The sequence below is a fragment of the Bacillus sp. FSL R5-0443 genome, assembly GCF_038608285.1.
GTDB classification, from domain to species: Bacteria; Bacillota; Bacilli; order Bacillales; family Bacillaceae; genus Bacillus; species Bacillus velezensis.
The window spans coordinates 505,189-530,924 of record NZ_CP152013.1 but is presented as its reverse complement, the minus strand read 5'-3'; the positions used below and the strand labels follow the sequence as shown (position 1 = coordinate 530,924).

Below are 25,736 nucleotides of genomic sequence, written 5' to 3'. Positions count from 1 at the left end.
CCCCCCGCGGTTTTAGCTTAATTGTCAGAAGACAAAGTGAACCCCTATTTCCTTCTTTAATGATGATGATGGTCACGCGGAATCTCAGTTTGGGCCTGACAAAGAATCGTATTGTCGTGATTATGCGCTGCTGTTTCCATTTGAATGGTTACATGTGTAATGCCTTTATCTCCAAGTTCATGTTCAATTTTGCGTAAAATACTTTCGCTTTCTGAAATGGTCAGTTGATCGTTAACAACAGCGTGGCAGGAAAGAGCATTCAATCCGCTTGTGATAGACCATACGTGCAAATCATGAATGCTTTGAATTCCTTCTGTCTCTTCAATTGTATGAATGATGTCAGTGACATCGATATTTTCCGGAGTTCCTTCCATTAATACGTGAATGGAGTCTTTCGTCACATGGTAACCGCTTCTCAGAACAAGAATAGCCACAATGACACTGGCCACTGGATCTGCCCAGCTCCACCCGAAGAAGATGATAAGGATCGCAGCCAGTATGGCACCTACAGATCCGAGCATGTCACTTATCACATGTAAGTAAGCCCCTCTTATGTTCAGGTTATTCTTTGTATCTCCGCCGTTCAGCATAATCCAAGCGACCAATATATTCACCGCTAACCCGATAATACTAATCGTCAGCATGCCGGTTGTTGCTACCTCCGGCGGATGAGAGAAACGTTTGATTGCTTCATAAATGATGTAAAGAGAAATCAATATTAATGCAACACCGTTTATCACAGCTGCGAGAATCTCAAATCGTTTGTAGCCGAATGTCTTATGATGACTTGCCTTTTTTTCGGCCAATTTAAAAGCAATCAGAGCAACCATTAATGAGATCGAGTCACTCAGCATATGGCCTGCATCAGACAAAAGCGCTAAACTATTGGTTAAAAATCCGCCTATCGCTTCTATTATCATATAACCTGTAATCATGATAAAAGAGATCAATAAAACCTTCTTATTGGATCCGCCAGCGTGATTGTGATTGTGACCCATAAAAATCTCCTCCTTATCTCATACACTGCATTTATTATTTCTTTTCTGTTATGAAGCATTCTAACATGGACAAAAAAATAACATTATATGATTATGTGCTCATATATGAATATATAGGTTCTTTACTGAAATGTCAAAATCTTTTCAATGAAAATGTCCAATACTTTATATTGCTCTTGATCAATGATTGCTATGAAGCCGCGGATTACAGTAATTACTTTAGGCGCAGACAATTTAGAAAAATCGCTTCACTTCTATCGAGATGGCTTGGGTCTGCCTACAGAGGGAATAGCCGGTACAGAATTTGAACATGGTGCAGTTGCCTTTTTTGACTTACAAACAGGACTGAAACTTGCCATTTGGAACCGCAAAGACATCGCACATGAAACAAACGTTACGTTAACTGCGCCAAGCCCTGCAGAATTTACATTAGGACATAATGTTGGCCAGTAAAGCTGAAGTCGATAAAGTCATGGAACAGGCAAAACAGGCAGGAGCAACGATAACTGATCCCGCTCATGATACTTTTTGGGGCGGATACTCCGGTCACTTCCAAGACCCCGATGGACACTTATGGGAAATCGTTTGGAATCCGCACTGGGATATAAGTGAATAACCACATTTAGCAACAATAAAAACACACCTGAATGTTCTGGTGTGTTTTTTATTTGTTTCCAAAAACGATCAAACTATTTATACGATGGCGGGATGCTTTGCGGAAAACGGAATACATTTTCGGGATCGTATTTCGCCTTTATTCTTTGAAGCCTTGCAAAGTTTGAGCCATAATATGCTTTTCCGAAGTTCTCGATATTTTGATCCGGAACATTCACATATGAACCTGTTACATATGGTTTCATCAGCTGACGCACTCTTTCAACTGATGCAAGATTCGAAGCTTCTTGTGATTTATTTTTCCAACTGGCCGTCCATTCCGTATAAAACAATGGTCGGCGCCAATAGAAGGCTGTTTCACTGCTTGGAACTCTGCTTATCGCGCCGCCCCAATTGATAAAAAAGAAATTGGTTTCTGTCCCGGTCGCTTTTTCTAAAAATTGTCTCATTACTGCAATAGGTTCTTCCGGCCAAAGATTGAGCGCCCACGCCGAAGAGAATTTAACACTCTGATCCGATCGGCCGGGAATCGGTTCGTCAGGATCTAAGAAATCTATACAATCCGGGTAGTATAGTGTTTTGATTACTGTTTGTGCCGGTGTTCCGGCATTTAATAAAGGTTTTAATAATTGAACCAGCTCTGGTTTTGAACCGAGGAACAATCCTTCCACATGGCACAAGCCATTTACTTTGCTGTAAATCTCAAGATAGCATCCTAATCGTTCGTCTGTAAACGGCGCCCATTTTTGCCACGCTTTAAATACCGTTTCTAACTGTTCCCACGGCCAAATGATATTAAAGACGGTTGCGGTTTTAGGGGCACGGTGAACTTTGAATGTATATTGGGTATTATATCCGAAATTGCCTCCCCCGCCGCCTCTGGAAGCCCACAGTAAATCTTCATTGCGGGATTGATTTGCTTGAATAATCCTGCCTTTGGCATCTACCATTTTCAGTGCGAGAAGGTTATCGCTTATCAGGCCGATCGATCGGGAAAGCACTCCAAATCCGCCTCCCATTGTGATTCCTCCGATTCCGACGGTTGGACTGTCTCCGAACGGGGCCATAAAACCTTCCCGAGCTAAACCTTTTACAAGCGGGCCGACGTGAATGCCGGTTTGAACGGTTGCTACCGCGTTTTTTTCATCTAAGAAAACTTTATTCATGTCACTCACATCAATAACAATCCCATCACTTACCGTGGAAAGATTTTTATCCAGAGCATGGCGGCCGCTTCTGACACGCATAGGCACATTCTTCTCACGAGCCCATTTAATAGCATTACTTACATCGTATGAATTTTGTGCAAAAACAAAGACAAGCGGACAGACATCAACATAAGGGTTCCAATTCTTAACCGCCTGTGTATAGCCGGGGTCCCCTTTGAAGATGACGCGTCCTGTTAACTGTGCTGATCCCATCTATTTCACTCCCAATAAGCATTTGATTCCGATACCAGTATATGTAGGAATTGGACAAATTCTTAGACAGATGTTCTGCAAACTTAAAAATAGATACATATACGCGAAGATGATATAAAAACAAAAAAAAGACAAGAGCGGCAAGCTGCCGAAACTCTTGTCTCTCCTGCCTTTTTTATCATGATAGGCACTTACATTTATTGGCGTGATATCCCGACCAAACTATGGAAGTCCATAGAAAATTATGTTTGCCCTGCCATGCGTGGTTCTGCTGAGACACCGGCTGAGCAATCTTTCTGCTTGATCCCCCGACAAAGAATCTTATTCTTTATCGTTTTTGCACCCCTGTACGGTTAACATCAATACACATTGAATCTTATCTTTTACATGATGAAAAGCTCTTATTTTTTCTTCTTGTGCTTACGTTTGCAATCCTGTTTTTTCTCTTTCTTATGACGTTTTTTACATTTCGCTTTTGCTGCTAATTTTGCCGCTTTTACCTTTGCTTCTGCTGCTAATTTTGCCGCTTCTGCTGCTCTGGCTCTTGCTTCTTCCGCTCTTGCTATTGCCTCTTCCGCTCTGGCTCTCGCTTCTGCTTCTCTTGCTGCTTCCGCTCTTGCTGCGTCGTCCGCCATATCAAAATCATGGCCTAGGTCACAGGCTTCGTTGTATGGCTTTTTCTTCTGAACGTACTGTTGATCTTCACCTTCGTTATAATACATTACGCCACTCCTTCTCTCATTTTTTAATCTTTACATACTATGTAAAGAAATAACTGCAGCTTGGACTGGTATTTTGATGAACCGGCACATTTTAGGATAATTTTCATTTATCGATACAACAGATTCTGGATGCTTGATGAAACTTAAATGTTTATGATAAGCAGCGTAAAAAGGGAGACTGCGAAAAAACCAAGGGGTTAAACCCTTGGTTTTTTTGTGAAAATGATAAAAAGGATGCTGCGCGCTGCAGCATCCTTCTGTACCAACTTTTTGTGTTTTTGACTTTTAGTTTGCTTGCTGTGTTTGTTTTACTGGTTCTTTGCTAAAAAGTCCGACAATGTTCCACAAGATAATTGCAGCAGCTATGATTACACGAGTCGTACTGACTTCTTGGTTAGTAAACAATTTATAGCCATATACTGATCCCAATGCTGCTATGCAAATAATATTGAACCATTTACTCCAACGCAATTAGAAAACTCCTTATAAAATGATTACATTTCCAAACAATGTATTATAATATTAACAAAATTTTTCAACAATTAACCAAAAATCATTCTTAATTGGTTTTCCTGATCATTTTCTCTAATCGTCATTCGATCTTTCGGATTTTTTGATCGTTTTTTTGTTACAGGCTAGACCCAGACATCATTTTCAGCTGTTTGATCAGTTATTTTCTGCCCGGTATTCACAACACCTTTAGGTTCTACAAGCAAAATGTTACACTCTGATTCTGCATAAGGTTTATGTTCAACATTTTTCGGAATGACAAACATTTCACCTTCATTTAATGTTACTTCTCCATCACGAAATTCAATGATTAAATTACCCTCAATGACAATGAAGACTTCATCTGTTTCGTCATGCTTATGCCAAACAAAATCCCCTTGTACCTTAACAAGTTTAAATTGATAGTCATTCATTTCAGCGATTACTTTTGGAGACCATTGATCTTGGAACGCAGCTAATTTCTCTTGAAAATTAATCGGTCTATATTCCATTCTTTCCGCTTTCCTTGTAAAACTCTATCATTTAACTAGTCCCAAATTAAAGGCCTGTCAACCTTAGCAGTTCTGAGATAATCTAAAAGCTGACCGGTATGTACGGACTCATGGTAAGCGATTCTTAATAACATGTCTCCTAGTTCGCGAATATATCCAACATCAGACCTGTCAATCTTTATATTTGTTAAATCTGTTTCGTTTAACGATTTGATGAATGTCAAAAACTCGGCCCGATACGGTTTTGCAAATTCTAATTCTTCGCTTACAGTGGTAAACATTTTTGATTCATAAGGATTAATAGTTTCCTCTGAAAACTCACTCATATTTTTCATTAAAATTTGATGATAAAGAAATTCCGCTTCTAATATGTGTCTTATCATTTCTTTACACGACATGGCTTCGGAATCCGGGCGCCAGTCCATTTTTTCCTCAGGTATAGCTGTCCATAACTTGATGCTTCGCCGTCTCACCTCTTCAAAATGTAAAACGATAAGGTCAATCGTATTCAAATATTTTTCCCCCTTTTATTTTTATAACCTATTCTCCTTCTTCCCATGGAATACCTTCATGATCCGCCTCTTAAACTTAAAAATATTTTCTTTCCCACCCCGTTAGATTGATAAATTGAGCAATTTTTATGGTATGAGATATTCATTCATCCATACAATAGACTCTGGTTGAACATATACTGAATGATAGTTTTCATCAGAAAGGAGAAATCAGCTTTGGCAAAGTATCGGATCATGACCTTTGACGGGGGCGGTACCTTAGGTGCTTTAAGTTTACAGCTATTGAACAGACTGACTGAAGAAAATCCAGCATTAATAAGCCGAACCCATGTATTTGCGGGAAATTCAATCGGTTCATTTACTGCCCTTGCATTAGCAAGCGGAAGATCTCCGAAGGAAACACTTCAGTATTTTGAGGATGAAATCCTGCCCGCATTCAGCACTTCGCGGCCGGGCGGACCTGTTTTCAATCAACAATTACCATATTCCGGTTTTATTAAAGCGGTACGAAACTTTTTCCCGCCAGGCCTTCGTCTTAAAGATGTAAGAAAACGAATTGTTGTCCCTTCATTCAAATTATACTCCCCAGCACTGGATCGTTGGACGCCCGTATTATTTCACAACTTTCCCGGCTCTCCCTATTTAAATGAGAAAGTGAGTGATGTCATACTGCGGAGCAGCGGTGCTCCCGCGACGCAGCGAGCCTATCAAAACTACGTGGACGGATATGTAGTGGCAACGAACCCCAGTACGGCCAGTATCGCGTTTGCGGTTGGTAAAGCCAACGTGCCACTGGATCAAATTGCGGCACTATCCATCGGTACAGGTGAAGCCCCGACTCGGTTAAGAAGAGATACGAGGGGATGGGGAATGGTGAGTGCGGATAACATACGTCCCGAAAATCTGAAGAACCTTCCTCCAAATTGGGGAGTCCTTTTGGACAGGTCGCCTAATGAACCATTACTGCCATTTCTTCAGATGATCTCCGGCGGAAATGGCTACTATGAATCTATGGTCAGCGCGAATCTGCTGGGAGATCGCTTTTTCCGGTTAGATCCGCGGATTCCTAACTTCTCCAAAACAGACCCTTCCGTGGTTCCCGCTGTCATTGAAATTGCGAACAAAACCAACTTACAGCCTGTGAATACATTTATAGAGAAAAATTGGAACGACAGCCATTAACTAAGTTAGAAGTTTATAATAATTCAATGAACAAAAAATACCAAGGGACTCAACACCCTTGGTATTTTTAATGCAGCCGAGAGGGTTTGGACCTTTACGGGGTGTTTATACGCTGGGCATTCGATAAAGTGAAAGCTTAGCTTATTACCACCCGGCATTTCAAGCACTGAAGTTAAGCATTACATCCAACAATCGGGCCATTTAATTGAATAGGACTACTCAGTAGTCGCTTCCCATTACGTAAGAAAAGCGACTTTTTAGATTTGATTTTCAAGTTCCTTTGACAAATTTTGAAAAGACCATTGACTATTCAGTTGAACTGTATTAAGTTTAACTATATAGTCAGACTGAATAGAGGATGAGGATATGAAACATAAATTATTACCGCTGTCTGAAACCATGCATTATATTTTATTAGCTCTGCGGGAGCCGCTTCATGGCTATGCCGCCATGCAGAAGATCGAAAAGATGAGTAACGGAACTGTTATTTTAGCAGCCGGCACATTATACGGCGCGATTGAAAACTTGAATAAGCATGGCTGGATTGAACCTGTCGGAGAATCGGGCCGGAGAAAAGTTTATATGATAACTGCGGAAGGAAGCGCCATTTTGAAAATGGAACAAAACAGATTACTTCATATTTTATCCCTGCACGAAGGAAGTGAATCGAATGAAGACATTTAAGATGTTTTTTGATATTGAAAAAGAGGAGCAATGGCTGAACGAGCACCTACAAAAAGGCTATCGCTGTACAAATATCAGCGGATTAGGAATATACACTTTCGAAAAAACCGACAAAAAATATGTGATGCGACTGGATTATCAAGATTATTTATCAAAGAAAAAGTTCAAAGACTACAAAGAGATCTATGAAGACTTCGGCTGGAGTTATATAAACAGCCCATGGCTTAGCGGAACTCGATATTGGCAAAAAGAAGATGATGATCAAAATGAAATCTTCTCGGATCGCCAATCAAAGAGTAATTATTATAAAAGACTAATGAGTTTTTCATCTTGTTTTGGTTTACTGTGCTTGTTTTATTCTTATTTGATTTACAAGGATTCAGGTTTGTATTTAACTGAAGGTCTGTGGAGTATGGAAAGCGCAATGTTTTGGAAAGCATTTTTATTTGAAACTCCATTTGCCCTTTTGAGGTCGCTTCCCGCCCTTATGGCTGTTCTATTTGGCTGCAGTTTCTATAAAGCGTATCGAAAGTATTCAATGTTAAAAGAACAATAACGCGGGGAAGTTACATTCAAAGAAGTAATCGAGGATCATGTATTTGCCGAAGCCGGGCGCTTTAACGGAAAAAAAGCGCCCTGAATTTGCTGATAAATCAGACGGCTTATTTTGTTAATAATACATACTTATTTACAATGGCTTGAGCAAGACAGGCTGATGAATCAACAAAGGTAAGTTCGCTGCTTTTTTGATCCGTGACCATATTTAAATCCGTACATGCAATGATAACCGTATCAACCTTTTCTGCTAATTCACGGTGTAATTCATCATATAATGTACGAGCCTCATTGATTTTACCTTGTTTAATCTTTTCTATTATGTGATCGACATAGATTTGCCAACTATCTTGATGTAAAAAATCATAACCTTCTCTGTTTAACGCTTCTTGAAATATTCCAGATTGAACCGTAGGAACAGTGGCTAAAAGAGCTGCTTTTTTGGAGCCTTTAGGTATTTTTTTTATGGTTTCATCAATCATGTTTAGTAAAGGGACTGAAAGCGATTTTTTTATTTGATTAAAATAGATATGTGCGGTATTACATGGGATTGCAATAAAATCAACACCCGTTTTTTCAAGCTTTACAGCCCCCTCAATAATTGCCTTTTCCATGTCCGTATGATTGAGAGGTTTATTCATATAGAAAGGAGTCGGACAAGAATAAATCATCATATGAGGGAAATCCATGTCATGTATTGCTCCATATATTTTTTGGCACTCGTCTACTACCTTATCTACAAATGGCCCAGTAGATTTTGGCCCCATTCCTGCCAGTATTCCAATCATAATTGTCCTCCTCTGTAAAAATGTGTACGAATACGATCACGATGAGTTATTCTTGTGTTACGCATCTGAATCTGCTCTCATTTCTTTTTGGCTGTCTTCTCCTATTTTATCATTTCATTAATCGAAAAAAGGACTTTAAAAGATAGCTGGCAAACCAGACGACTTGCTTTAAGTAACGGGGCAGCTGAAAACAAAAAATACCAAAAGTGTCAGAACCCTTGGTATCATTGTGATGCGGCCGAGAGGACTTGAACCTCCATGGGTTATTCACCCGCTGGGCCCTCAATAAAGTGAAACTGTGCTTTCTATTACAAAACCTTTATATATTAGTGTTTGTTTATATTGATCATGTTATTTTACAAAGATTTATTCATATTGTGGATTAAAAATGGAGTCGTTTTTTTCATCACCAGAAAGTTACATGACATGTCTTGGGTGCCATGTTTGTTAAAATCACCATCTTCGTTTTAAAACGTACAGGTTTATGTCCCATAACGCTGTCCTATATAAAACACTGGACGCAACAAAGTCAAATGTTTTTCACGGTACCATAGTCAAGACTTGCCCAAGTCGCCATTATCAAAAAGAATTTCATCAAGCACTTGAAACATTTATTGAACGTGAGCAAGTGTTATAACATGAATAAGAAACCAAGGAGTGATGAATCTTTTAATCTTTCATTTTACCCGCTGACTCATATCAAAGGAGCTCTAACCAAATTTTAATAGCTGTCGCACTTATTAATAACGCTAAAATCCATTGCAGGAATTTTGTATTTACTTTTTGCCCAACAGATGCGCCAATAGGAGAAGCAATTAAACTAGCAATCATAAGAACCAGAGCCGGTGCAAAAAGAACCTGGCCCGTGATTACTTTTCCAACTGTTGCGCCAATAGATGAAAGAAATGTAATCGCAAGAGATGAAGCGACTGTGATTCTAACAGGGATATTTAAAATCGATAACATAATGGGGACTAGGATAAAGGCGCCGCCAGCTCCTAAAATACCTGATACGCCACCAATGATAAACGCTAGGGACGAAGCCAACCATTTATTAAATATCACTTCTTCGTCTTCGCTATGTTCTTGTCCTTTTTTAGGTTTAAACATTAAAATAACTGCTAGTATAGCCAGAATTCCGTATATAAAGTTAATTCCTTTTTCAGATATATAATGAGAAAAGTAACTCCCCAATACACTCCCTAAAAGGATGCTGCTTCCCATGTACATAATTAATGCTTTATTTAAAAAACCACTTTTACGATAAGCCCAAACACCGCCAAGTGTCGCAAAGAAAACTTGAATAGCCCCTATCCCTGAAACTTCATGGGCAGTTAATGACATCACTCCCACTAAAGAAGGAATGTATAATAACATTGGATAATTAATAACTGTTCCGCCAATACCTATCATTCCGGAAATAAAGGCACCAATAAACCCTATAATGAAAAGAGTTGTGATAAAGGCAATATCCATTTTGGTTCCTCCTTTCAAAGAAAAAGGGCATCTTTGTATTCGATACCCTTTCACATTCATTAGCCTTTTTTAATCCAGAATTTCAATACATCGCCTTCATCAGTTTGCTCTAAAAGGTCATGCCCGCCTGATTTAGACCAAGCTGCAAGATCACTTTTAGCTCCCTTATCTGTTGCATGCACTTCTAATATTTGACCTGATTCCAGTTCATTCATCGCTTTCTTTGTTCTGACGATTGGCATTGGGCATGCCAGGCCTTTTGCGTCTAATACTTTATCTGATTTCATGTTCGTCTCTCCTCTTTTTAATAGAAACTTGTGTTACCGTATTGCACAGCGGTTTGGACCAATCTCCATTTCACGCTGTTTTTCTTCATCCGGGCTGATTTTCCCCATGTTTGTTTCTCGAATCTCTTGGTATGCATTTGGCTGCGGAGGCAAATGATCTGTTACTAAGTGTCTAAATTGTGTTTCATCCGCAATGTTCAAACCATGGTTCTCGCTAAATAATGTGCGTAGTTTTTTACCAACACTTCCATTCTCATTTAGCTCGTCAATGATCATAAAGTGTGCCGGTAATACAATTAAATCCTGTGATAACGCGTTGTAACGGCTATAAAGCGTTGTTCTTAAATCTCCTGCCCAATCTTCTGCCATACCGGCTAAGTCTGGCCTGCCAATTGAATCAATAAACAAGATATCACCTGAAAGAAGATACTGATCATCGACAATGAAAGAAGTGGAACCAATCGTGTGCCCCGGTGAATAAATCGGTTGAATGCCAATCTTTGTGTTTCCAATGACAATATCGTTGCCTTCTTCCAGCGGCTGATAATCAAATACCGCTTCTTCTGCATCCTTCGGTGGTAACCAGTAGGTTGCTTTTGTTTTTTCAGCTATGACTCTGCCGCCTGAAATATGGTCTGCGTGAAGATGTGTATCAAATACGTGAGTAATCTCCGCGCCCTTCTCTTTCGCAAAGTCTATAAAAATATCTGCCATACGTGTCGCATCAATAATCGCTGCTTCACCATTGGAGATGACCATGTATGACAGGCAGCCTTTACCGATACGAACAAACTGATACATCTCACCGCCATCTTTTAAATCCCCGACTTTTACCGGCTCTAAATGTTCGCTCCATGCTTTCATTCCGCCCTTAAGATAGGATACAGAATGACCTGCTTCAGAAAGCATTTCGGATACCATGACAGATGAACCTTCTTTTGCACAAACGACCAGCACTTCTTTATCAGAAGGAATTTTCTCCAAGATATCTTCTACGCCATCTAAAAGATCGAAATACGGTACATTTAAATGGTCAAAATAATGTCCTTCAATCTTCCAATCGCTAAAATCATTTTCATTACGTACATCCAAAATAAATAAAGATTCTTTGTGAAAGATTTTTTGTGTGACTTCTTTTGCGGTAAGTGCTTGCACGGTCATGTTTACATACCTCCTTTTTCTGTTTTACCTGTCCAATCCCGCATACCGGGAATAACATTAATAACCTTTTTAAAACCTTGTTTTTTCATGGTGTGAGCTGCCATTTCACTTCTTCTTCCTGAATGGCAAATAATATAAATTTCATCATTTTTGTTTAATTCGTTAGAGCGCTTTTCCACTTCGCCAAGAGGGATATGCACCGCTCCGGGGATATGGGCTTCTTCATACTCCTCTATCTCTCGTACATCTAAAATGTGAAGAGACTCATCACGATCCACTTTCTGTGTGAAAGCTTCTAATGAAATCTCAGGAATTGAAGATGCATTTTCTGATGAATGCTCTCCTCCTTTTCGAAGAAAGTGACAAAGGACTTCTCCCTCTGTTTCAGTACCTAGATATTCATGGCCTGAGCTTTTTGCCCATGCTTGCAGATCTGCCGCCGATCCTTTATCTGTTGCTTGAATTTCTAATATGTCACCAGCTTTTAATTCTTTTATTTTCTTCTTTGTTTTTACGATAGGCATTGGGCATGACAAGCCTTTAGCGTCTAATACAATATTTGCTTTCACGATTTTTTCCTCCTTTTCTTATATAGGGGTGGGGGTATATAAATATGCAAAAAGTTACTCTCTGGATGTTAATACCATGTATTCATACCACCTTTTATATTTGTGATATTTTTAAACCCTTGTTTCTTCAATATTTTACTTGCCTTTACACTTCTCATTCCGCTTTGGCAGATCACAAAGACGTCTTTGTCTTTCGAAAGCTGATGAGTTTGACGAGGCAAGATAGACAAAGGAATATTTTTGAACCCTTTAATATGCCTTGTGCGGAACTCATAAGGTGTTCGTACATCTATAAACTGTTTGTCTTTATTTTTCAGCTCTGACTTTAAATCAGCAGTTGTTATTTGTTTAACACCATGCAATGGGAAAAAACGTCGAAATACGATCCAAAGTAAAAATAAAATGAGTAAAGTATTGAACATTACTCCGCTATTCATAGTGTTATAACCCCCTTCACTTATTCAATTTGCAATGGATAACATTAGATAAATAAGTTGACATTGCCTTCTTCAGCATCTGCCAAATAAGCAGCTACACCAGCATAGTCGATATCATCTAATAGTTCTTTTTCCTGTAAACCAAGAAGATCCATTGTCATCGTACAAGCTACGAGCTTTACACCTTGTTCTTGAGCCATCTCAATCAACTGAGGCAACGTAAGTGCATTATGCTTTTTCATCACATTTTTAATCATTTTAGGGCCCATACCTGCAAAGTTCATTTTAGATAAACCCATCTTATCAGCACCGCGAGGCATCATCTTTCCAAACATTTTTTCAAGAAATTCTTTTTTCACTGGAATCAGCTCTTCTTTACGTAAAGCGTTTAATCCCCAAAACGTATGGAAGATCGTCACTTCATGATCGTAGGCAGCTGCACCATTTGCAATAATATAGGCTGCCATTGCTTTGTCATATTCGCCGCTAAATAAAACAATTGTTGTGCGTTTTGTTTGTTTTGTCATGTTTATTCTCCTGACTAACCACTATTACCCCTGGGGGTATATTAGAATTAAAATTTTTTTCGAAAGATCTCCTATTATTCAATCCAAAATACCGGTAGGGGTATATTATAATAAATATAAAAATCCGTCAACCTTAAAGATGATAGGTTGATGAATTTTTTTATCGGCTCTTTACCAATAAGTCGACCGCTTCTTTTACTAAGTGTTGTGTGTCTTCTCCCTTTTCTAAACTTTCACGAACACAATGTTCAAGGTTTGTGCTCACAATCAAACCCATTGCTCGATCGATCGCATTACGTGAAGCAGCTAGTTGGGTCACAACCTCTCTGCAATCTTTTCCTTGTTCCATCATGGTCAATACACCTTTTATCTGTCCTTCTATCCGGCGTAAGCGATTTTTAATCTTTTGATCATATTCCATGCGTTGAACTCCTTCTTTGAAATTTATATATTTGCATGTTATCAACTATCACTTCATACTATGCTTTATCACACTACATTATTAACTAGATAATGTTTGTGAATCAATATTATACCCTTACAGGTATACTGTCAATTTTCAAGACGGCATGAGAATGATTATAAAGAGTTAATATTAGTACCCACCTGTTTTACGTTAAACCCAAAAGATTAATCACAAGAAGTCTCCATATTTACTTAACATGCTCTTAATTGTATGATTGGTATCCTTGAGGAGAAGAAGACATCGAAAAAGTAAAAAAGTAAACAAACCTAGGATTCAATTGCTGTCATTGATGTCAAGTCATGAACTCCTAAAGGAGATTTAATAACTCATTTTCAACGAAAAACTGATCTCTGTTAATTAGTCGAGATTCCAAGATATACACGGACCAATTGATCTTTCCTTTTTTGGGAATCCCACAGGTTCCCTCTTGTTTTGATGTTGTTTTTTTAAAAAAAAATTATTGACACAAATAAATGACCATGTTATCATTAAAAATTTGATATCTCACTCCATATATGATAACCTTAAGTTAAGTTCCCATATATGGAGGTGGATTATATGTTTCAAATTGGCGATAACATTGTTTATCCAATGCACGGAGCAGGTACAATTGAAGCCATAGAAGAAAAACAATTCTTAGAGGAAAAACAACAGTATTATGTCATAAGAATGTCAATCAGTAATATGACAGTTATGATTCCAACGCGTAAAATATTGAGTTCAAATATACGGCCAGTTACTGATATACGTGCATTAAAACACATTATACACATTTTTCAGCATGGAGAATCAGATAAGTTACTGCCGTGGAAGCAAAGGTATATAGTAAACACGAACAAAATAAAAACGGGTGAAATACAAGAAGGCGCTGAAGTTGTACGTGATTTAATGCGAATGAAGAAAGAAAAAGCACTTAATTCAAGCGAAAAAAAAATGTTGGATCATGCATATGAATTTTTGATTAGTGAACTGGAAGTCATTAAAGGAATCACTGAAAAACAAATGAAAAGTTTCTGCTAAGGTTAATTTTAAATAATGTTTTGCATTCCAAAAAGCACCCACGAGTTTTCGGAATATTACGATTAAAATATTTCGAAGACGCTTAACTTCTTCAACTTACTTTTAGAACATTAACCTCTTTTATTATTCCTACAATCTAATCTGTTTTTATTATTAAAAATTTCTTCAACGAACATTTGATGTTTTATCAAAAAACTCGATGAAATAGTCACTTGATTTTTGTAATCCTGATTCACACTGGCACGGACAAGGAGCCGTAAGGATGGAAGAGAGGCAGGGCTTTCATTGTTTTAGGTCTAAGTGATTATTTCCAGAAGAAAAAACAACCACTCCCCTCTTTATCTTTAAGAATTTCTTACATCTGCTTCCACAGTGAATAGCAGTTGGTTATCTTCTTTTCGTAAAAGAGATATGCGAATTGTAACAAAGAATAACATACAGTTATCTTGAGAACATAAAAACAAATCATTTATATATATTCCACATATCGTCAATCCGGTATGTTATACTGTAAACAATCCTTTGAGGTTTTAAACCTTTTTCTTACCTTGTAGCAACTGTCCCTACTCGAACGTTGAGTAGGGTTTTTTTATTCAGTATGATACAGAGAACATAAAAAAACAGGCCCTATATAAAGAGCCTGTTTGTATAAACGATTGAAGATTAAGCAGTTTTTTGAACGTTAGCAGCTTGAGCTCCACGAGCACCTTGCTCAACGTCAAACGTTACTTTTTGACCTTCGTCTAAAGATTTGAATCCGTCACTTTGGATTGCAGAAAAGTGTACGAATACATCGTCTCCATTTTCACGTTCGATAAATCCAAAACCTTTTTCTGCATTAAACCATTTAACTGTACCTTGTTCCATTTTTGTTGCCTCCTAGTGTGTTACACATTGTATTACTATCCTTGCCCAAAGTATCATCAAGACGAAAAGTCGATATTCATACTATCCTTTACACGAACAAAAATAATTCTCCTTTATCATAGCACGAAACGGAAATAACTGCAAATTAATAATGTGTTCATTCATGTTTTATTTGTTAAACCTGTCGATACCAGTGCAAAATAAGATGCCTATTAATAGCTATGGTTTGAAAACACCGTGAAAATGAATCACGAGTGTCTTCAAACCCAGTACTTCATATTGATTGTTAAAGATTTCTTTAAAAGGCTCAGCTGTTTCTTGTTCAAGTACAAGATATTCTTGGCTGTTCACTGGTACAGCTTTGTTTCTGCAGATGTTTCCAAACGATCACTCAGGTATACCTCTATTTTAACGGTATTAACTTGTCATGTTTGTTCCTCAAACAATCAAAGTTTACGGTCTAAATAAACCGATTCACATTGGGGAGCATGGAGAGAGTTTGGCCCGATAAAGAGCTGGGTATAATCTTCATACACCTTTTGAATTCCGGCTGGTTCTGCTAATAAAGATTTAATCGACCTGGAAAAAAGTATCTCATTTCCAATAATTTCACAAACGAATGGGAAAGATACTTATCATCTATGGTGTATGACGGTGTGACTTCAAAGACAAACGTTTTCGATACATAGAAGAACATCAGGGAAGGGGAAATTTTTAAAAAATGAATGAACAAAACCTAAGGACTTTGAGAAAACTGGTTACACCCTATGAAAAGTCCGATTTACAAAAAAGTATATGTCAAATCATTAACACATTGGTGCCATTGTTCCTGCTATGGTATTTGGCATATAAGAGCTTGTCCATTTCTTATTTCCTTACATTAGCCATTTCTGTCGTTGCAGCAGGTTTTTTAGTAAGAACCTTCATCATCTTTCATGATTGCTGCCACTATTCCTTTTTTAAGAACCGAAAGGCGAATCGAATCCTTGGAACAATTACAGGAATTCTGACTCTGCATCCGTTTGATCATTGGGCACACGATCATTCTGTCCATCATGCGACAAGCAGCAACCTGGACAAACGCGGTACGGGCGATATTTGGGTACTGACTGTTGAGGAATATAAAGAAGCCTCAACTAAGACAAAAACAATGTACCGTTTGTACAGAAATCCGTTTGTTATGTTTATTATCGGACCGATTTACGTCTTCGGGATTACCAATCGTTTTAATCGTAAAGGGGCAAAACGCAAAGAACGGATGAATACATATGTAACGAACCTGGGGATCGTCGCTTTGGCAGCACTTTTATGTTGGGCTATCGGCTGGCAAACCTTTCTGCTGGTCCAGACGCCAATTTTTATGATATCGGGATCCCTCGGAATTTGGATGTTTTATATTCAGCATACGTTTGAGGATTCATATTTCGAAGAAGATGAGCATTGGGAATATGTAAAAGCAGCCGTTGAAGGAAGCTCTTTTTATAAGCTTCCAAAAGTCATGCAATGGTTAACAGGCAATATCGGTTTCCATCATGTTCATCATTTAAGCCCAAGAGTCCCAAACTATAAGCTTGAAATCGTGCATAACAACACTGAACCATTGCAAAACGTTCCGACCATCACACTGGCAACAAGTATTAAGTCGTTAAAGTTCCGCCTATGGGATGAAGAAGGCAAAAAATTTGTTGGTTTTACCCACTTAAAAAAAACTTCTAAAAGTCAGGTATCAGCTCGGCTAAGAACGGATTAAATAAACTCCCATAATCGATGATAATGGGCAGTGTATTTTGCATAATAAAAGTGCAGACTCGCGCAAAGATTTTGTGCAGAGGTCAGCACTTTTTTAATGCCACATGCACTTACAACAAAAAAATACCAAAGGTGTCAAAACCCTTTGTATCATTGAGATGCGGCCGAGAGGACTTGAACCCACGGGTTATTCACCCGCTGGGCCCTCAATTGGGTGCATCCATGTTATATCCTTCATTTACTTATATCCATTGCACACATTTACTCGTTTTTATTACTTTATCAGCCATCTTGAAGACTTAAAATTCCCTAATACTTCACCACTCGGAAACCCTCCAAAGAATAATCATTATTATAATATCGAACAATCATATTAATATTGTCAAAACGTTCGTTTTTGAATCACCTTGTTCATACTTCTATCAGTTTATAATTGAAATGAATTCGCCAATCTCTTCTACAAATAAAAAAACATTTATTTACAATTAATTTTTATTTTGTTATTCTACTCGTGATCATCGTTTTCTTTGTATATTCATTTTATTATGACTTTGATTTTTCTAATTGGTTTTCGCCCCATAAAAGAAGTTGTTCAAATATAGGGTTCAGCTCTAGTCCTGCCCTAGTCAATGAATATTCTACTCTTGATGGAACTTCATTATACTGAACTCGTTGAACAATTCCGTATTCAATCAGGTCCTTTAATGATTGATTGAGCATTGTTCCTGTAATTCCATACACTTTACGCTTTAACTCATTATATCGAATATCATTGTAACTACATAGTACAGCTAAGATTTTTAAATTCCATTTTCCCGCTAATATATTTAATGCATAACTTGCTGGAGCTATCGCTTTATTTAGCTCACTTTCAGTCATATTTTATCCACTCCTTAGTCAGTTTTTCCTTACTTAGTCAGTTTATATTGAGTACTTGTTAAATCTTTTCCATTTATTATAATCAAATATGTAAACCCTGTCACCCATGTATTAGAGAGCTAAATTGATCATAAAACCCTTCAAGTTTATACTTTTTCAAGGAGATGGAGTGAGTAAATGAAAAGTGAAAAGATGCGTGCTGCACAATATACTAAATATGGATCACCGAATGTTCTTTTTGAAGATTCTATATCAAAACCTGTTATAGAAACTGGAGAAGTACTCATTCGTGTACATGGGTCGAGTGTAAACTCTATGGATACGCTATTTCGATCAGGCAAGCTGAAACTATTAACGGGTAATCAATTCCCAAAAGGAACAGGGGCAGACTTTTCTGGTGAGGTTGTTGAGGTAGGATCGAACGTAAAAAATTATCAATTAGGTGATAGAGTGTGGGGAGTTCTTCCAATGAATTTAAGGAGCCAAATTGGTAGTGCCGCTGAATATGTAGCTATATCACCTGAGAAAATATCTAAAATTCCTACAAAGGTTGATCTCTTACAAGCCGCGGCATTGCCTGGTGTAGGTGTTACTGCAATTATTGCCTTAAAATATAAAACGAAACTTAGAAAAGGCGAAAAGTTACTTGTACGTGGTGCAAGTGGAGGAGTCGGAAGCATTGCGATTCAAATTGGCAAAATGTTGGGTGCTCATGTAACTGCTCTTGCAAACGAAAAACATCTTACTTTTCTTCAAGAGCTAGGTGCAGACGAAGTATTTGATTATAAAAAAACATCTCCTACTGATCTTAAAAAGTTTGATGTAGTCATGGACACAGTGGGAACTGACCTCAAACATTATAGGCGCTTGCTTGCAAAGAACGGTAGAATGGTTACTATTGGATTTCCTAGTTTTTCGTCCTTCATATATATATTAGCTTCAACTACTTTCGGTTCTCGTAGAGTTCGCACATTCAGCGCAAATCCCAAAAATGAACTTCTAAAAGAATTAGCATCTTATGTAGATTCCAACAAGGTCAGACCAGTTATTGATAGCATTTATTTTTTATCTGATGTTGCCAAAGCTCATCATTCCTTAGAAGCTGGAGGTGGACGAGGAAAACGTATCATAAATTTACTTGATAAAAAATAAACCATCATTTCAGGATAAAATGGACGCTCATTTCTTGTAAAAGGCGTTGCTCCATTTGCGGCGTTATTAGGCGGGGCTTTAGATGGATTGAGATCAACTCAATTTGCTGATGCATTCAGTACTTTAGCCGCTATAATATAGATCGTCTTTTCACCAGTACCAAGAATAGTATGAATAACCGAAAAAAGGTATAGTGGAAAATCTGTAATTTCAATTAATAAAAAAGACCAATACTCTTGTGAGTTTGGTCTTTTGGATTACTTCATATATGCGGTTGAGAGGAGTCGAACCTCCACGGGTTTAACCTCACTAAGCCCTCAACCTAGAAAGTTTTGGTAAGCAAGTCTTCTCCCATAGCTGTATTTTCCGCACAAAAAAATAATACCAAAGGTGGTCAAACCCTTGGTATTATTGGTATGCGGCCGAGAGGACTTGAACCTCCACGGGTTATTCACCCACTAGGCCCTCAACATTGTAAATCCGTATCACTGATTATGAAAGCTTATTTTCATTACATTTCCTATTTTCATTTGTCATCATTATATACGTTTATATGAATTATGGTTAAAAAATGGTGAGCCAAAATAACAATCACTATAACTTTTTCATGTGTATTGATTAGAGTTTTAATTTCTTTCTTCTTATTAAAAAGGCTGACGAAAATTTCGTCAGCCTAATCTTTAATATTCTGCATTTTCTCAAATTCGCTTTCCATAAATGATATATCGTTTCGGTACATTACCGATATTGAAAAGGGATAACAGGTTGTAAGATTGCGGTTAATAATTGGTGAGCAAAAAATACCTTAACTTCTTTACTTCTAAAAAGGGTTATACTGCCTAGGCATGCCATGAGAGTGACATACATAAAAAAAGATGCTATTGAAAAGCAACCTGAAGCTTATTTAAAGTTCAAAAACATCCTTCTAAACATAATGCCCTTAAAGAAATCAGATCCTTAGCACCGTGAAAAGAATAAATATGGTATATTTAGATAAAAAGTTCCTATTAGGAGGTTTATATGGAGAAAGATGTCAAGGTACCAAAGGTTTTTATATCTTACAGTTGGTCTTCTGAGGCTCATAAACAATGGGTACTTGATTTAGCTAATAGATTAGAGGCTAAATCTGGAGTTGAAGTCATTTTAGACAGGTGGCACTTAAAAATTGGACATGATAGATATAAATTTATGGAAGAGAGTATAAGACAAGCTGACAAGGTAATAGTAATTTGCGATAAAACTTACTGTGAAAAAGCAAATAATAGAGTTGGAGGAGTAGGGTCAGAAACCATTATACTTACACCCGAGATTTACGAAGACACTAAACAAGATAAATTCATTCCTATTGCAATGGAATCATCAGTCGATAACCAGTTGCTCTTACCTGATTTTATAAAGTCAAGATTGGTTTTACCGATTTTAGAAAAAGGAGATTTTGAAAAACAGTATGAAGATTTAATACATCTTATTTGGGATGAGCCAAGGCTAACTCCCCCAAAAAGAGGAAGTAAGCCAGACTTCAAAAGTAGTAACGAGAGAAATGATGATTATGATATTGTCTTTGATAAAAGTAATAGCGAGAGAATAATTTGGTTACTCCCAAGGGGATTTTTATTATTGAAAGACATAACATATCAAACACATGACTCTTGGGCAATAACTGTACATTATTTCAATTACAATGGAGAGTGGCAGCACGGTACACATTATCACGATTCATACTATAGAGACTGGGATAGAAATATGGAAGTTCAGTTTAGAAAACTTTCAATCCCAAAAGCTGATTGGCTATGGTGTCAAGCGCCTTTAAACTTAGTTAGGGATCTAAGAGATGCAACTACAATTATTGATATAGCTAAAGTTATTCAAAAAGAACAACAATGTGATTATCCCGTTTATTATTATGGTCCACAAGAACCTATCCTTTTACCTAAAGTTCCTTCTGATTACCATTTTTGTTATAAGAATGGTAAACTTAGAGATATTTTAGAGTGCGTAAATAATAAACAACTAAAAAATGAAACCGACTTAAATGAACTACATTCAAATGCGTTAACAATAAGGCAAAGCACCTACATTGAATGTCTTAAGTTCTTAGGCGAAAAAAACCCCTTATTTCATTTTGTCAAAGAAGTCCTTGATGAATATGATAAATCTTTTTCAATTGATGATTTAATTATATGGTTCGGTAGAATTGAAAACATACTTTCTAGTACATTAAGTCACGCTTATAATGATTGGAATCTTAAAAATTAAGTTAGACATGAAAAAGAGCAAATTTTTAATATATGCTCTTTTTCTATGTTCGCTTAACAACAACTTTATCTTATGCGATATTTATCTCAATTGATTTGCTTATGCTCATGTAAATGAGTGAAGGCCTCCTCAATACCACCACTACCAATGAAGGTTTGCTATTTAAGTACCTCTAATTTACTCCTAAATTCAGCATATAAGCACATGTTCGGTGCTAATTAATATGAGTGTTGCACAGCCTCATCATTAGCTCGATATACACTAAAATTTCCGTGTCCCCATAAAATGAAAATATCGCTCTATTATAATCACCTGTTACGCACCTACTCTATCATCAGCAACATGGAAAGGAGCTTTGATAACAGGAACATCATTTGTTAAAATCACTCCTACGATACTACCCAATAATATCACTGCAAACAAAGTCCGGCTAATCTTCATTAATTATCTCCCCTTTTTTATTTTCCGTCCCGCTTTAATACTCAGTCGATAATACTCATTGGAACGTGATAAATCCCCTTTTTCATAAAAATAATCAGCTGCTCTGTTTGCAAAGTTTTCAATGTCTCCGTACATTCTTAGAAGGAAAATACCATTAGCGATGACACTAATGGTACCCCTTTGTTTCTACTCAATCACTTATTCAGCTTCTCCAACAACTGTAAAGCGTTCATTTATATGTTTTGGATTTTCGATTTCATCCAATACTGCAATTGCATAGTCTGCATAGCTGATATAACTTTCGCCTTTCGAATTCACAAGAAGATGATCTTTTCCTGACTGATAAAACCCAGTTCTTTTCCCGTCTGGGTCAAATACCGCTGAAGGACTGATAAATGTCCAGTTAATATCAGAAGTTTCCTTTAGTTCTTGCAAGTTACGACCTTGCCCTTTAGCTGTCGGAATAAAAATCTCCGGGAAATCAGGTGTATCCATTACACTGACAGTTTTATTTTCGTCTACATAAAGACTCCCTGCTCCACCTACAATTACAGCTCTTGTACCCGTTCCTTTTAATGCCCTAATTAATGCCCGGCCAGCATCTACATGTGCCTGTTCTTCTCCTAATGGAGCACCGAAGGCATTAACTATTACATCTAACTTTTTTAGATCATCCGATGTAAGATCAATTATATTTTTTTCAATGACTGCAATCTTTTCCTCTTTAAGTTTTGCAGCATCTCTTACAATTGCAGTTACTTCATGTCCCCTGCTTACCGCTTCTTTCAAGATAAGACTTCCAGCTTTTCCGGTTGCACCAATGATTCCAATTTTCAATTTAAAGTCCTCCTAATCATTCAATATTTTAAATGTAACCATATTGATTACATGTAATAATTTTAGTTACACCTTTTCTATTTGTCAATACTTTTATCATCTTGTTAATTGAGCATATTAGAGTAAAAGAACTTGTAATACATTCAGTTACAAGTGTACTATAAAGAGTGTAAAGTAATGAGGATGGTGAAGAAATCATGTCTATTAGCAGCCGTTTTGCTGTAGGAATTCATATATTGGCTCTTATTGAAATAAATGAAGACGGAATTAGCACTTCTGAATTTTTAGCTGGAAGTGTAAATACAAATCCCGCCTTCATAAGAAAAATTATGGGGATGCTGAAAAAAGCAGGTTTAGTAAATGTTCGGCCAGGTATTGCAGGAGCTGAATTAGCGAAGGATTTAACTGAAATCACCTTACTTGATGTTTATAGAGCAGTTAATGTTGTTCAAGATAAAGAATTGTTTAGTATACATGAAAATCCCAATCCTCAATGTCCTGTAGGCCGGAACATTCAAAGTACAATTGGTCCAATATTTGAAATCGCCCAATCTGCCTTGGAAAAAGCTCTTGGGCATATCACAATTGAGGATGTGGTAAAGGATATTATTGAAAAAGAAAAATTGACCAATAATTGTTAAATGATTTCACAGAAAATATTTTATCAGACTGGGGATAAGAAAAATCAATAAAACAAAAATGGACTGGGTCATATTGAATCCAGCCCCGAATTGATATTGATTTTAGATTTAGATTACGGTAAGGGATATAAATATGCTCATGATAAAGAGAAAAAATTAACGACAATGCACACGATGCCAGATTCTTTAATAGGGCGTGAATATTACTATCCAACAACTCAAGGTTCAGAAGCTAAGTTCAAACAAAGACTTGAGGAAATCTCGGATTGGTATAAAAGAAACCGCAAATCTTAGTTTGAACGAATATGTTCTGTATATAAAAATAATGGGGTATGGAGTGAATTGATAATGAATTATGATGAAATAAAAGATTACTGCCTAACCTTTCCAAACTCTTATGAAGACCATCCTTTTGGAGATGGTTGGACTGCAATTCGGCACAAAGGGAATAAGAAAATATTTGCACTTATCTTCACTCGCGACGAACACTTATGTGTCAACCTTAAATGCGAACCTGAAAGGGCTGATTTTCTACGTGGTCTTTTTGAAGAAATCAAGCCCGGATACCATATGAACAAGGAGCATTGGAATACGCTTACCTTAGATGAGGGACTCCCAGAGCATCAAATCCATGACATGGTAAAGTACAGCTTTGAACTGACAAAACCAAAAAGTAAAAAGGAAACATAACATCGAAGGATAGAACGCTCATTATAGATATTCACCCGGCGCAATGATACAGAGGAATATGCAAAAAACCTCAAGGCAGCAATTTTTAAATTCGTATTTACGAGATGATTTTTTCGTTATTGTGAGTCCTTTGTTTCTCGATCATAGGTTGAACAAATAAAAAAAGAGCAGACTCAAAGTCCACTCAATTAATTAAGATGATTGCTCATTTCATCCAGACACCTATAAAAAATGAAAGGTGACGATGATATGCCGCAAAGGTCATTTAGCGTTTAATTAATACTGATAACTCACCTTCAAACACTTTTTCCTCTTTCTGATTATAGGTAGATAACAATACAGTAAGTATCCCCGTCTGGCTTTTATTTGGTTTTTTATCAATAACCTTAACAATAGTTTTCAGTTTATCATTAGGGTAAACGGGTGCTAGGAATTTTATATTATTCATTCCTGTCCCAGCAATAATATCGTCTTCATGACACCCTTCTTCAATCCAAAGCTTAAAAGTAATAGATAACGTTTGTATTCCAGAAGCAATAATTCCATTAAACCTGCCCATTTTTGCTTTTTCTTCATTTAAATGCATGTACTGTGGGTCATACACTTCTGCAAAATTCATTATATTCTCTTTTGTTAATTCAAAAGATTTAGTTTGAAAAACCTGCCCGATGGTAAATTCATCTAACTTCATAAATAAATCTCCTTGAATCTAAACTTTATTATTAAATCTACGTAGCATTTTAACATACTGGCTCTCACACAACAACTTAACGGTAAAACAATTGTTCCCCTATCAGGAATGAACAAGCACATTGTTTTTGTTTCCTTGCCTTTAACCTCTTTATAATCAGGTGTTTTCTTATAAAGACCAAGGCGGTCGCCATCACCATCACCCGGCATATGTGCCATTTCCTCATAAGAATCTCCAAGCTTCTCATAATAAGAATAAGCAGTCAGCCTACGAGAACTTTCTTCTGGCTGATAAAACGCAAGTTGAATATATTTCCCGTCATCATATACACGAATTATGGCGTTATCTCTTTTGTGCTCATCTGAATCTGCTCGCATTTCTTTTCTGACTTTCTTCTCCTGCTTCATCACTTCATTAATCATTATCATATTTACTGCCGCCGCACGCAGTCAGCAGAAGGATGAAGGTGACTGACAAATCATACGACCTACTATAAGTAAGTGGACAGTAACAGATGAATTTTTATAAACAAAAAATACCAAGGGTGTCAAAACCCTTGGTATCATTGATGCGGCCGAGAGGACTTGAACCTCCACGGGTTATTCACCCGCTGGGCCCACCATCTATATTCATAAAACTATTGCTCAGTTGTCAGCATGTTAAGTAAATTACGAATTTCCTTGTTATAACTTTTAATTTCTTCTTCATTACAACCGGTTTTATCAAATACTGCATTAGGAATCAATGTGACTTTTTCTTTAAACTCATTCCCTTCAGTTGTTAACGTAATAATTACACTTCGTTCATCCTCTTTTGAACGCTCTCTTATAATAAGACCTCGCTCCTCAAGTCGTTTTAAAACTGGAGTTAATGTTCCGGAGTCTAGATATAATTCTTCGCCTAAACCTTTAACAGATATTTTTTCCTTCTCCCATAAAACAAGAAGAACCAAATACTGTGATTAGCGTACAAGTTCTCGTTTTCTGCTTTGGACCCCATATAGAAAATAAAAAGCCAGCTCTCCTTCGGGAGAAGAACTGGCATAACAAAGCTTCTTGCTTCTTATTTTGCTGTATTGCTCGGACCTTTTAATTTCTCTTCGTTCTTGCGTC

At 37.2% G+C, this 25,736-nt stretch carries 29 protein-coding genes and 3 pseudogenes; 11 read left to right on the top strand and 21 right to left on the bottom strand.

Features of this window, described 5'->3' with window-relative positions; translation table 11 throughout:
• Positions 1-56: 56 nt before the first annotated feature.
• Positions 57-998 (bottom strand): cation diffusion facilitator family transporter, encoded by a 942-nt coding sequence (locus NYE28_RS02785; RefSeq protein WP_342490282.1) that lies wholly within the window; start codon positions 996-998, stop codon positions 57-59.
• Between the two features lie 192 nt (positions 999-1,190).
• Here NYE28_RS02785 and NYE28_RS02780 point away from each other — a divergent pair.
• Positions 1,191-1,614, top strand: a pseudogene (locus NYE28_RS02780) (VOC family protein).
• A 73-nt stretch (positions 1,615-1,687) separates the two neighbouring features.
• Here the strand turns inward: NYE28_RS02780 and NYE28_RS02775 are convergent.
• From NYE28_RS02775 to NYE28_RS02755, 5 genes are all read right to left on the bottom strand, one after another.
• A complete protein-coding gene (locus tag NYE28_RS02775; protein ID WP_032873047.1) occupies positions 1,688-3,034 on the bottom strand; it encodes an FAD-binding oxidoreductase in 1,347 nt (448 codons plus the stop codon).
• A gap of 401 nt (positions 3,035-3,435) precedes the next feature.
• Positions 3,436-3,756, bottom strand: coding sequence for a hypothetical protein (locus tag NYE28_RS02770; RefSeq protein WP_015239237.1), 321 nt, complete (start codon positions 3,754-3,756; stop codon positions 3,436-3,438).
• 285 nt (positions 3,757-4,041) lie between these two features.
• Entirely contained in the window at positions 4,042-4,227 is a 186-nt protein-coding gene (locus tag NYE28_RS02765) for a hypothetical protein (RefSeq protein ID WP_015239236.1), read from the bottom strand.
• Positions 4,228-4,391: 164 nt separating this feature from the next.
• Complete coding sequence (locus NYE28_RS02760) at positions 4,392-4,757, bottom strand: cupin domain-containing protein (protein ID WP_052827092.1); 366 nt, start codon at positions 4,755-4,757, stop codon at positions 4,392-4,394.
• 35 nt (positions 4,758-4,792) lie between these two features.
• Entirely contained in the window at positions 4,793-5,269 is a 477-nt protein-coding gene (locus NYE28_RS02755; protein WP_025284300.1) for a DinB family protein, read from the bottom strand.
• A gap of 216 nt (positions 5,270-5,485) precedes the next feature.
• Between NYE28_RS02755 and cotR the strand changes: the two genes are divergently transcribed.
• The 3 genes from cotR (at position 5,486) to NYE28_RS02740 (ending at position 7,691) form a co-directional block, all read left to right on the top strand.
• Complete coding sequence (gene cotR, locus NYE28_RS02750; RefSeq protein ID WP_326365180.1) at positions 5,486-6,451, top strand: sporulation hydrolase CotR; 966 nt, start codon at positions 5,486-5,488, stop codon at positions 6,449-6,451.
• A gap of 366 nt (positions 6,452-6,817) precedes the next feature.
• Positions 6,818-7,135, top strand: a complete 318-nt coding sequence (locus NYE28_RS02745) for a helix-turn-helix transcriptional regulator (protein ID WP_015239232.1) — start codon at positions 6,818-6,820, stop codon at positions 7,133-7,135.
• A complete protein-coding gene (locus NYE28_RS02740; protein ID WP_025284296.1) occupies positions 7,122-7,691 on the top strand; it encodes a DUF2812 domain-containing protein in 570 nt (189 codons plus the stop codon). Before NYE28_RS02745 ends, NYE28_RS02740 begins: the two co-directional genes overlap by 14 nt.
• A 106-nt stretch (positions 7,692-7,797) precedes the next feature.
• On the opposite strand, the gene NYE28_RS02735 is transcribed toward NYE28_RS02740, so the two are convergent.
• The 8 genes and pseudogenes from NYE28_RS02735 to NYE28_RS02700 all read right to left on the bottom strand — a co-directional run bounded on the left by NYE28_RS02735 (position 7,798) and on the right by NYE28_RS02700 (position 13,356).
• Positions 7,798-8,478 (bottom strand): amino acid racemase, encoded by a 681-nt coding sequence (locus NYE28_RS02735; protein ID WP_094031530.1) that lies wholly within the window; start codon positions 8,476-8,478, stop codon positions 7,798-7,800.
• A 699-nt stretch (positions 8,479-9,177) separates the two neighbouring features.
• The gene (locus tag NYE28_RS02730; RefSeq protein WP_337681250.1) at positions 9,178-9,954 is read right to left on the bottom strand and encodes a sulfite exporter TauE/SafE family protein; all 777 of its coding nucleotides are present in this window, start codon (positions 9,952-9,954) and stop codon (positions 9,178-9,180) included.
• Between the two features lie 59 nt (positions 9,955-10,013).
• Positions 10,014-10,241 carry a sulfurtransferase TusA family protein gene (locus NYE28_RS02725; RefSeq protein WP_012116896.1) on the bottom strand — a complete coding sequence of 76 codons (228 nt, stop codon included), beginning with the start codon at positions 10,239-10,241 and terminating at the stop codon, positions 10,014-10,016.
• 33 nt (positions 10,242-10,274) lie between these two features.
• Positions 10,275-11,439 (bottom strand): annotated as a pseudogene (locus NYE28_RS02720) (MBL fold metallo-hydrolase).
• Complete coding sequence (locus tag NYE28_RS02715; protein ID WP_025284292.1) at positions 11,405-11,974, bottom strand: sulfurtransferase TusA family protein; 570 nt, start codon at positions 11,972-11,974, stop codon at positions 11,405-11,407. Before NYE28_RS02715 ends, NYE28_RS02720 begins: the two are co-directional and overlap by 35 nt.
• A 65-nt stretch (positions 11,975-12,039) precedes the next feature.
• Positions 12,040-12,408: a rhodanese-like domain-containing protein gene (locus tag NYE28_RS02710; RefSeq protein ID WP_025284291.1), complete on the bottom strand. Its 369-nt coding sequence runs from the start codon at positions 12,406-12,408 to the stop codon at positions 12,040-12,042.
• Between the two features lie 44 nt (positions 12,409-12,452).
• Positions 12,453-12,935, bottom strand: coding sequence for a DsrE/DsrF/DrsH-like family protein (locus tag NYE28_RS02705; RefSeq protein WP_012116892.1), 483 nt, complete (start codon positions 12,933-12,935; stop codon positions 12,453-12,455).
• A 160-nt stretch (positions 12,936-13,095) separates the two neighbouring features.
• A complete protein-coding gene (locus NYE28_RS02700) occupies positions 13,096-13,356 on the bottom strand; it encodes a metal-sensitive transcriptional regulator (RefSeq protein ID WP_003156141.1) in 261 nt (86 codons plus the stop codon).
• A gap of 603 nt (positions 13,357-13,959) precedes the next feature.
• Here NYE28_RS02700 and NYE28_RS02695 point away from each other — a divergent pair.
• A complete protein-coding gene (locus NYE28_RS02695; protein ID WP_059368304.1) occupies positions 13,960-14,421 on the top strand; it encodes a CarD family transcriptional regulator in 462 nt (153 codons plus the stop codon).
• Positions 14,422-15,084: 663 nt separating this feature from the next.
• Here NYE28_RS02695 and cspC read toward each other — a convergent pair.
• Positions 15,085-15,288: a cold shock protein CspC gene (gene cspC / locus NYE28_RS02690; RefSeq protein WP_003156143.1), complete on the bottom strand. Its 204-nt coding sequence runs from the start codon at positions 15,286-15,288 to the stop codon at positions 15,085-15,087.
• A gap of 721 nt (positions 15,289-16,009) precedes the next feature.
• Here cspC and NYE28_RS02685 point away from each other — a divergent pair.
• Positions 16,010-17,038, top strand: a complete 1,029-nt coding sequence (locus NYE28_RS02685; RefSeq protein ID WP_337681248.1) for a fatty acid desaturase — start codon at positions 16,010-16,012, stop codon at positions 17,036-17,038.
• A 542-nt stretch (positions 17,039-17,580) separates the two neighbouring features.
• Here NYE28_RS02685 and NYE28_RS02680 read toward each other — a convergent pair.
• A complete protein-coding gene (locus NYE28_RS02680) occupies positions 17,581-17,916 on the bottom strand; it encodes a helix-turn-helix domain-containing protein (RefSeq protein WP_012116888.1) in 336 nt (111 codons plus the stop codon).
• A 177-nt stretch (positions 17,917-18,093) separates the two neighbouring features.
• Between NYE28_RS02680 and NYE28_RS02675 the strand changes: the two genes are divergently transcribed.
• Both NYE28_RS02675 and NYE28_RS02670 read left to right on the top strand, forming a co-directional pair.
• The gene (locus tag NYE28_RS02675; protein WP_012116887.1) at positions 18,094-19,068 is read left to right on the top strand and encodes an NAD(P)-dependent alcohol dehydrogenase; all 975 of its coding nucleotides are present in this window, start codon (positions 18,094-18,096) and stop codon (positions 19,066-19,068) included.
• 1,020 nt (positions 19,069-20,088) lie between these two features.
• Positions 20,089-21,324 (top strand): toll/interleukin-1 receptor domain-containing protein, encoded by a 1,236-nt coding sequence (locus NYE28_RS02670; protein ID WP_342490281.1) that lies wholly within the window; start codon positions 20,089-20,091, stop codon positions 21,322-21,324.
• A gap of 315 nt (positions 21,325-21,639) precedes the next feature.
• On the opposite strand, the gene NYE28_RS02665 is transcribed toward NYE28_RS02670, so the two are convergent.
• Positions 21,640-21,765 carry a hypothetical protein gene (locus tag NYE28_RS02665; protein WP_256994856.1) on the bottom strand — a complete coding sequence of 42 codons (126 nt, stop codon included), beginning with the start codon at positions 21,763-21,765 and terminating at the stop codon, positions 21,640-21,642.
• Positions 21,766-21,963: 198 nt separating this feature from the next.
• Positions 21,964-22,602, bottom strand: coding sequence for an NAD(P)-dependent oxidoreductase (locus NYE28_RS02660; RefSeq protein WP_136396142.1), 639 nt, complete (start codon positions 22,600-22,602; stop codon positions 21,964-21,966).
• A 197-nt stretch (positions 22,603-22,799) separates the two neighbouring features.
• On the opposite strand from NYE28_RS02660, the gene NYE28_RS02655 reads away from it, so the two are divergent.
• The 3 genes from NYE28_RS02655 to NYE28_RS02645 all read left to right on the top strand — a co-directional run bounded on the left by NYE28_RS02655 (position 22,800) and on the right by NYE28_RS02645 (position 23,933).
• Positions 22,800-23,243 carry an Rrf2 family transcriptional regulator gene (locus tag NYE28_RS02655; protein ID WP_015239220.1) on the top strand — a complete coding sequence of 148 codons (444 nt, stop codon included), beginning with the start codon at positions 22,800-22,802 and terminating at the stop codon, positions 23,241-23,243.
• Positions 23,244-23,333: 90 nt separating this feature from the next.
• Positions 23,334-23,537 (top strand): hypothetical protein, encoded by a 204-nt coding sequence (locus NYE28_RS02650; protein WP_306167742.1) that lies wholly within the window; start codon positions 23,334-23,336, stop codon positions 23,535-23,537.
• Positions 23,538-23,591: 54 nt separating this feature from the next.
• On the top strand, positions 23,592-23,933 hold the full coding sequence (locus NYE28_RS02645; RefSeq protein WP_015239219.1) for an MmcQ/YjbR family DNA-binding protein: 342 nt from the start codon (positions 23,592-23,594) through the stop codon (positions 23,931-23,933).
• Positions 23,934-24,198: 265 nt separating this feature from the next.
• On the opposite strand, the gene NYE28_RS02640 is transcribed toward NYE28_RS02645, so the two are convergent.
• The 3 genes and pseudogenes from NYE28_RS02640 to NYE28_RS02630 form a co-directional block, all read right to left on the bottom strand.
• A complete protein-coding gene (locus NYE28_RS02640; RefSeq protein WP_337681246.1) occupies positions 24,199-24,624 on the bottom strand; it encodes a MaoC family dehydratase in 426 nt (141 codons plus the stop codon).
• On the bottom strand, positions 24,621-25,052 hold the full coding sequence (locus tag NYE28_RS02635; protein ID WP_015239217.1) for a cystatin-like fold lipoprotein: 432 nt from the start codon (positions 25,050-25,052) through the stop codon (positions 24,621-24,623). The genes NYE28_RS02640 and NYE28_RS02635 overlap by 4 nt, the downstream gene beginning before the upstream one ends.
• A gap of 209 nt (positions 25,053-25,261) precedes the next feature.
• Positions 25,262-25,582: pseudogene (locus tag NYE28_RS02630) on the bottom strand (MarR family transcriptional regulator); the annotation flags it as partial.
• Between the last annotated feature and the right edge of the window lie 154 nt (positions 25,583-25,736).

What these genes read in the sequence shown, in the direction of transcription:
- NYE28_RS02645 (WP_015239219.1), top strand. Translation starts at nt 23,592, where the DNA reads ATGAATTATGATGAAATAAAAGATTACTGCCTAACCTTTCCAAACTCT.
- NYE28_RS02670 (WP_342490281.1), top strand. Translation starts at nt 20,089, where the DNA reads ATGGAGAAAGATGTCAAGGTACCAAAGGTTTTTATATCTTACAGTTGG.
- NYE28_RS02655 (WP_015239220.1), top strand. Translation starts at nt 22,800, where the DNA reads ATGTCTATTAGCAGCCGTTTTGCTGTAGGAATTCATATATTGGCTCTT.
- NYE28_RS02695 (WP_059368304.1), top strand. Translation starts at nt 13,960, where the DNA reads ATGTTTCAAATTGGCGATAACATTGTTTATCCAATGCACGGAGCAGGT.
- NYE28_RS02740 (WP_025284296.1), top strand. Translation starts at nt 7,122, where the DNA reads ATGAAGACATTTAAGATGTTTTTTGATATTGAAAAAGAGGAGCAATGG.
- NYE28_RS02640 (WP_337681246.1), bottom strand. Translation starts at nt 24,624, where the DNA reads ATGAAGTTAGATGAATTTACCATCGGGCAGGTTTTTCAAACTAAATCT.
- NYE28_RS02725 (WP_012116896.1), bottom strand. Translation starts at nt 10,241, where the DNA reads ATGAAATCAGATAAAGTATTAGACGCAAAAGGCCTGGCATGCCCAATG.
- NYE28_RS02680 (WP_012116888.1), bottom strand. Translation starts at nt 17,916, where the DNA reads ATGACTGAAAGTGAGCTAAATAAAGCGATAGCTCCAGCAAGTTATGCA.
- NYE28_RS02760 (WP_052827092.1), bottom strand. Translation starts at nt 4,757, where the DNA reads ATGGAATATAGACCGATTAATTTTCAAGAGAAATTAGCTGCGTTCCAA.
- NYE28_RS02665 (WP_256994856.1), bottom strand. Translation starts at nt 21,765, where the DNA reads ATGAAGATTAGCCGGACTTTGTTTGCAGTGATATTATTGGGTAGTATC.
- NYE28_RS02685 (WP_337681248.1), top strand. Translation starts at nt 16,010, where the DNA reads ATGAATGAACAAAACCTAAGGACTTTGAGAAAACTGGTTACACCCTAT.
- cspC (WP_003156143.1), bottom strand. Translation starts at nt 15,288, where the DNA reads ATGGAACAAGGTACAGTTAAATGGTTTAATGCAGAAAAAGGTTTTGGA.
- NYE28_RS02775 (WP_032873047.1), bottom strand. Translation starts at nt 3,034, where the DNA reads ATGGGATCAGCACAGTTAACAGGACGCGTCATCTTCAAAGGGGACCCC.
- NYE28_RS02710 (WP_025284291.1), bottom strand. Translation starts at nt 12,408, where the DNA reads ATGAATAGCGGAGTAATGTTCAATACTTTACTCATTTTATTTTTACTT.
- NYE28_RS02730 (WP_337681250.1), bottom strand. Translation starts at nt 9,954, where the DNA reads ATGGATATTGCCTTTATCACAACTCTTTTCATTATAGGGTTTATTGGT.
- NYE28_RS02700 (WP_003156141.1), bottom strand. Translation starts at nt 13,356, where the DNA reads ATGGAATATGATCAAAAGATTAAAAATCGCTTACGCCGGATAGAAGGA.
- NYE28_RS02705 (WP_012116892.1), bottom strand. Translation starts at nt 12,935, where the DNA reads ATGACAAAACAAACAAAACGCACAACAATTGTTTTATTTAGCGGCGAA.
- NYE28_RS02785 (WP_342490282.1), bottom strand. Translation starts at nt 998, where the DNA reads ATGGGTCACAATCACAATCACGCTGGCGGATCCAATAAGAAGGTTTTA.
- NYE28_RS02745 (WP_015239232.1), top strand. Translation starts at nt 6,818, where the DNA reads ATGAAACATAAATTATTACCGCTGTCTGAAACCATGCATTATATTTTA.
- NYE28_RS02770 (WP_015239237.1), bottom strand. Translation starts at nt 3,756, where the DNA reads ATGTATTATAACGAAGGTGAAGATCAACAGTACGTTCAGAAGAAAAAG.
- NYE28_RS02635 (WP_015239217.1), bottom strand. Translation starts at nt 25,052, where the DNA reads ATGATAATGATTAATGAAGTGATGAAGCAGGAGAAGAAAGTCAGAAAA.
- NYE28_RS02675 (WP_012116887.1), top strand. Translation starts at nt 18,094, where the DNA reads ATGAAAAGTGAAAAGATGCGTGCTGCACAATATACTAAATATGGATCA.
- NYE28_RS02735 (WP_094031530.1), bottom strand. Translation starts at nt 8,478, where the DNA reads ATGATTGGAATACTGGCAGGAATGGGGCCAAAATCTACTGGGCCATTT.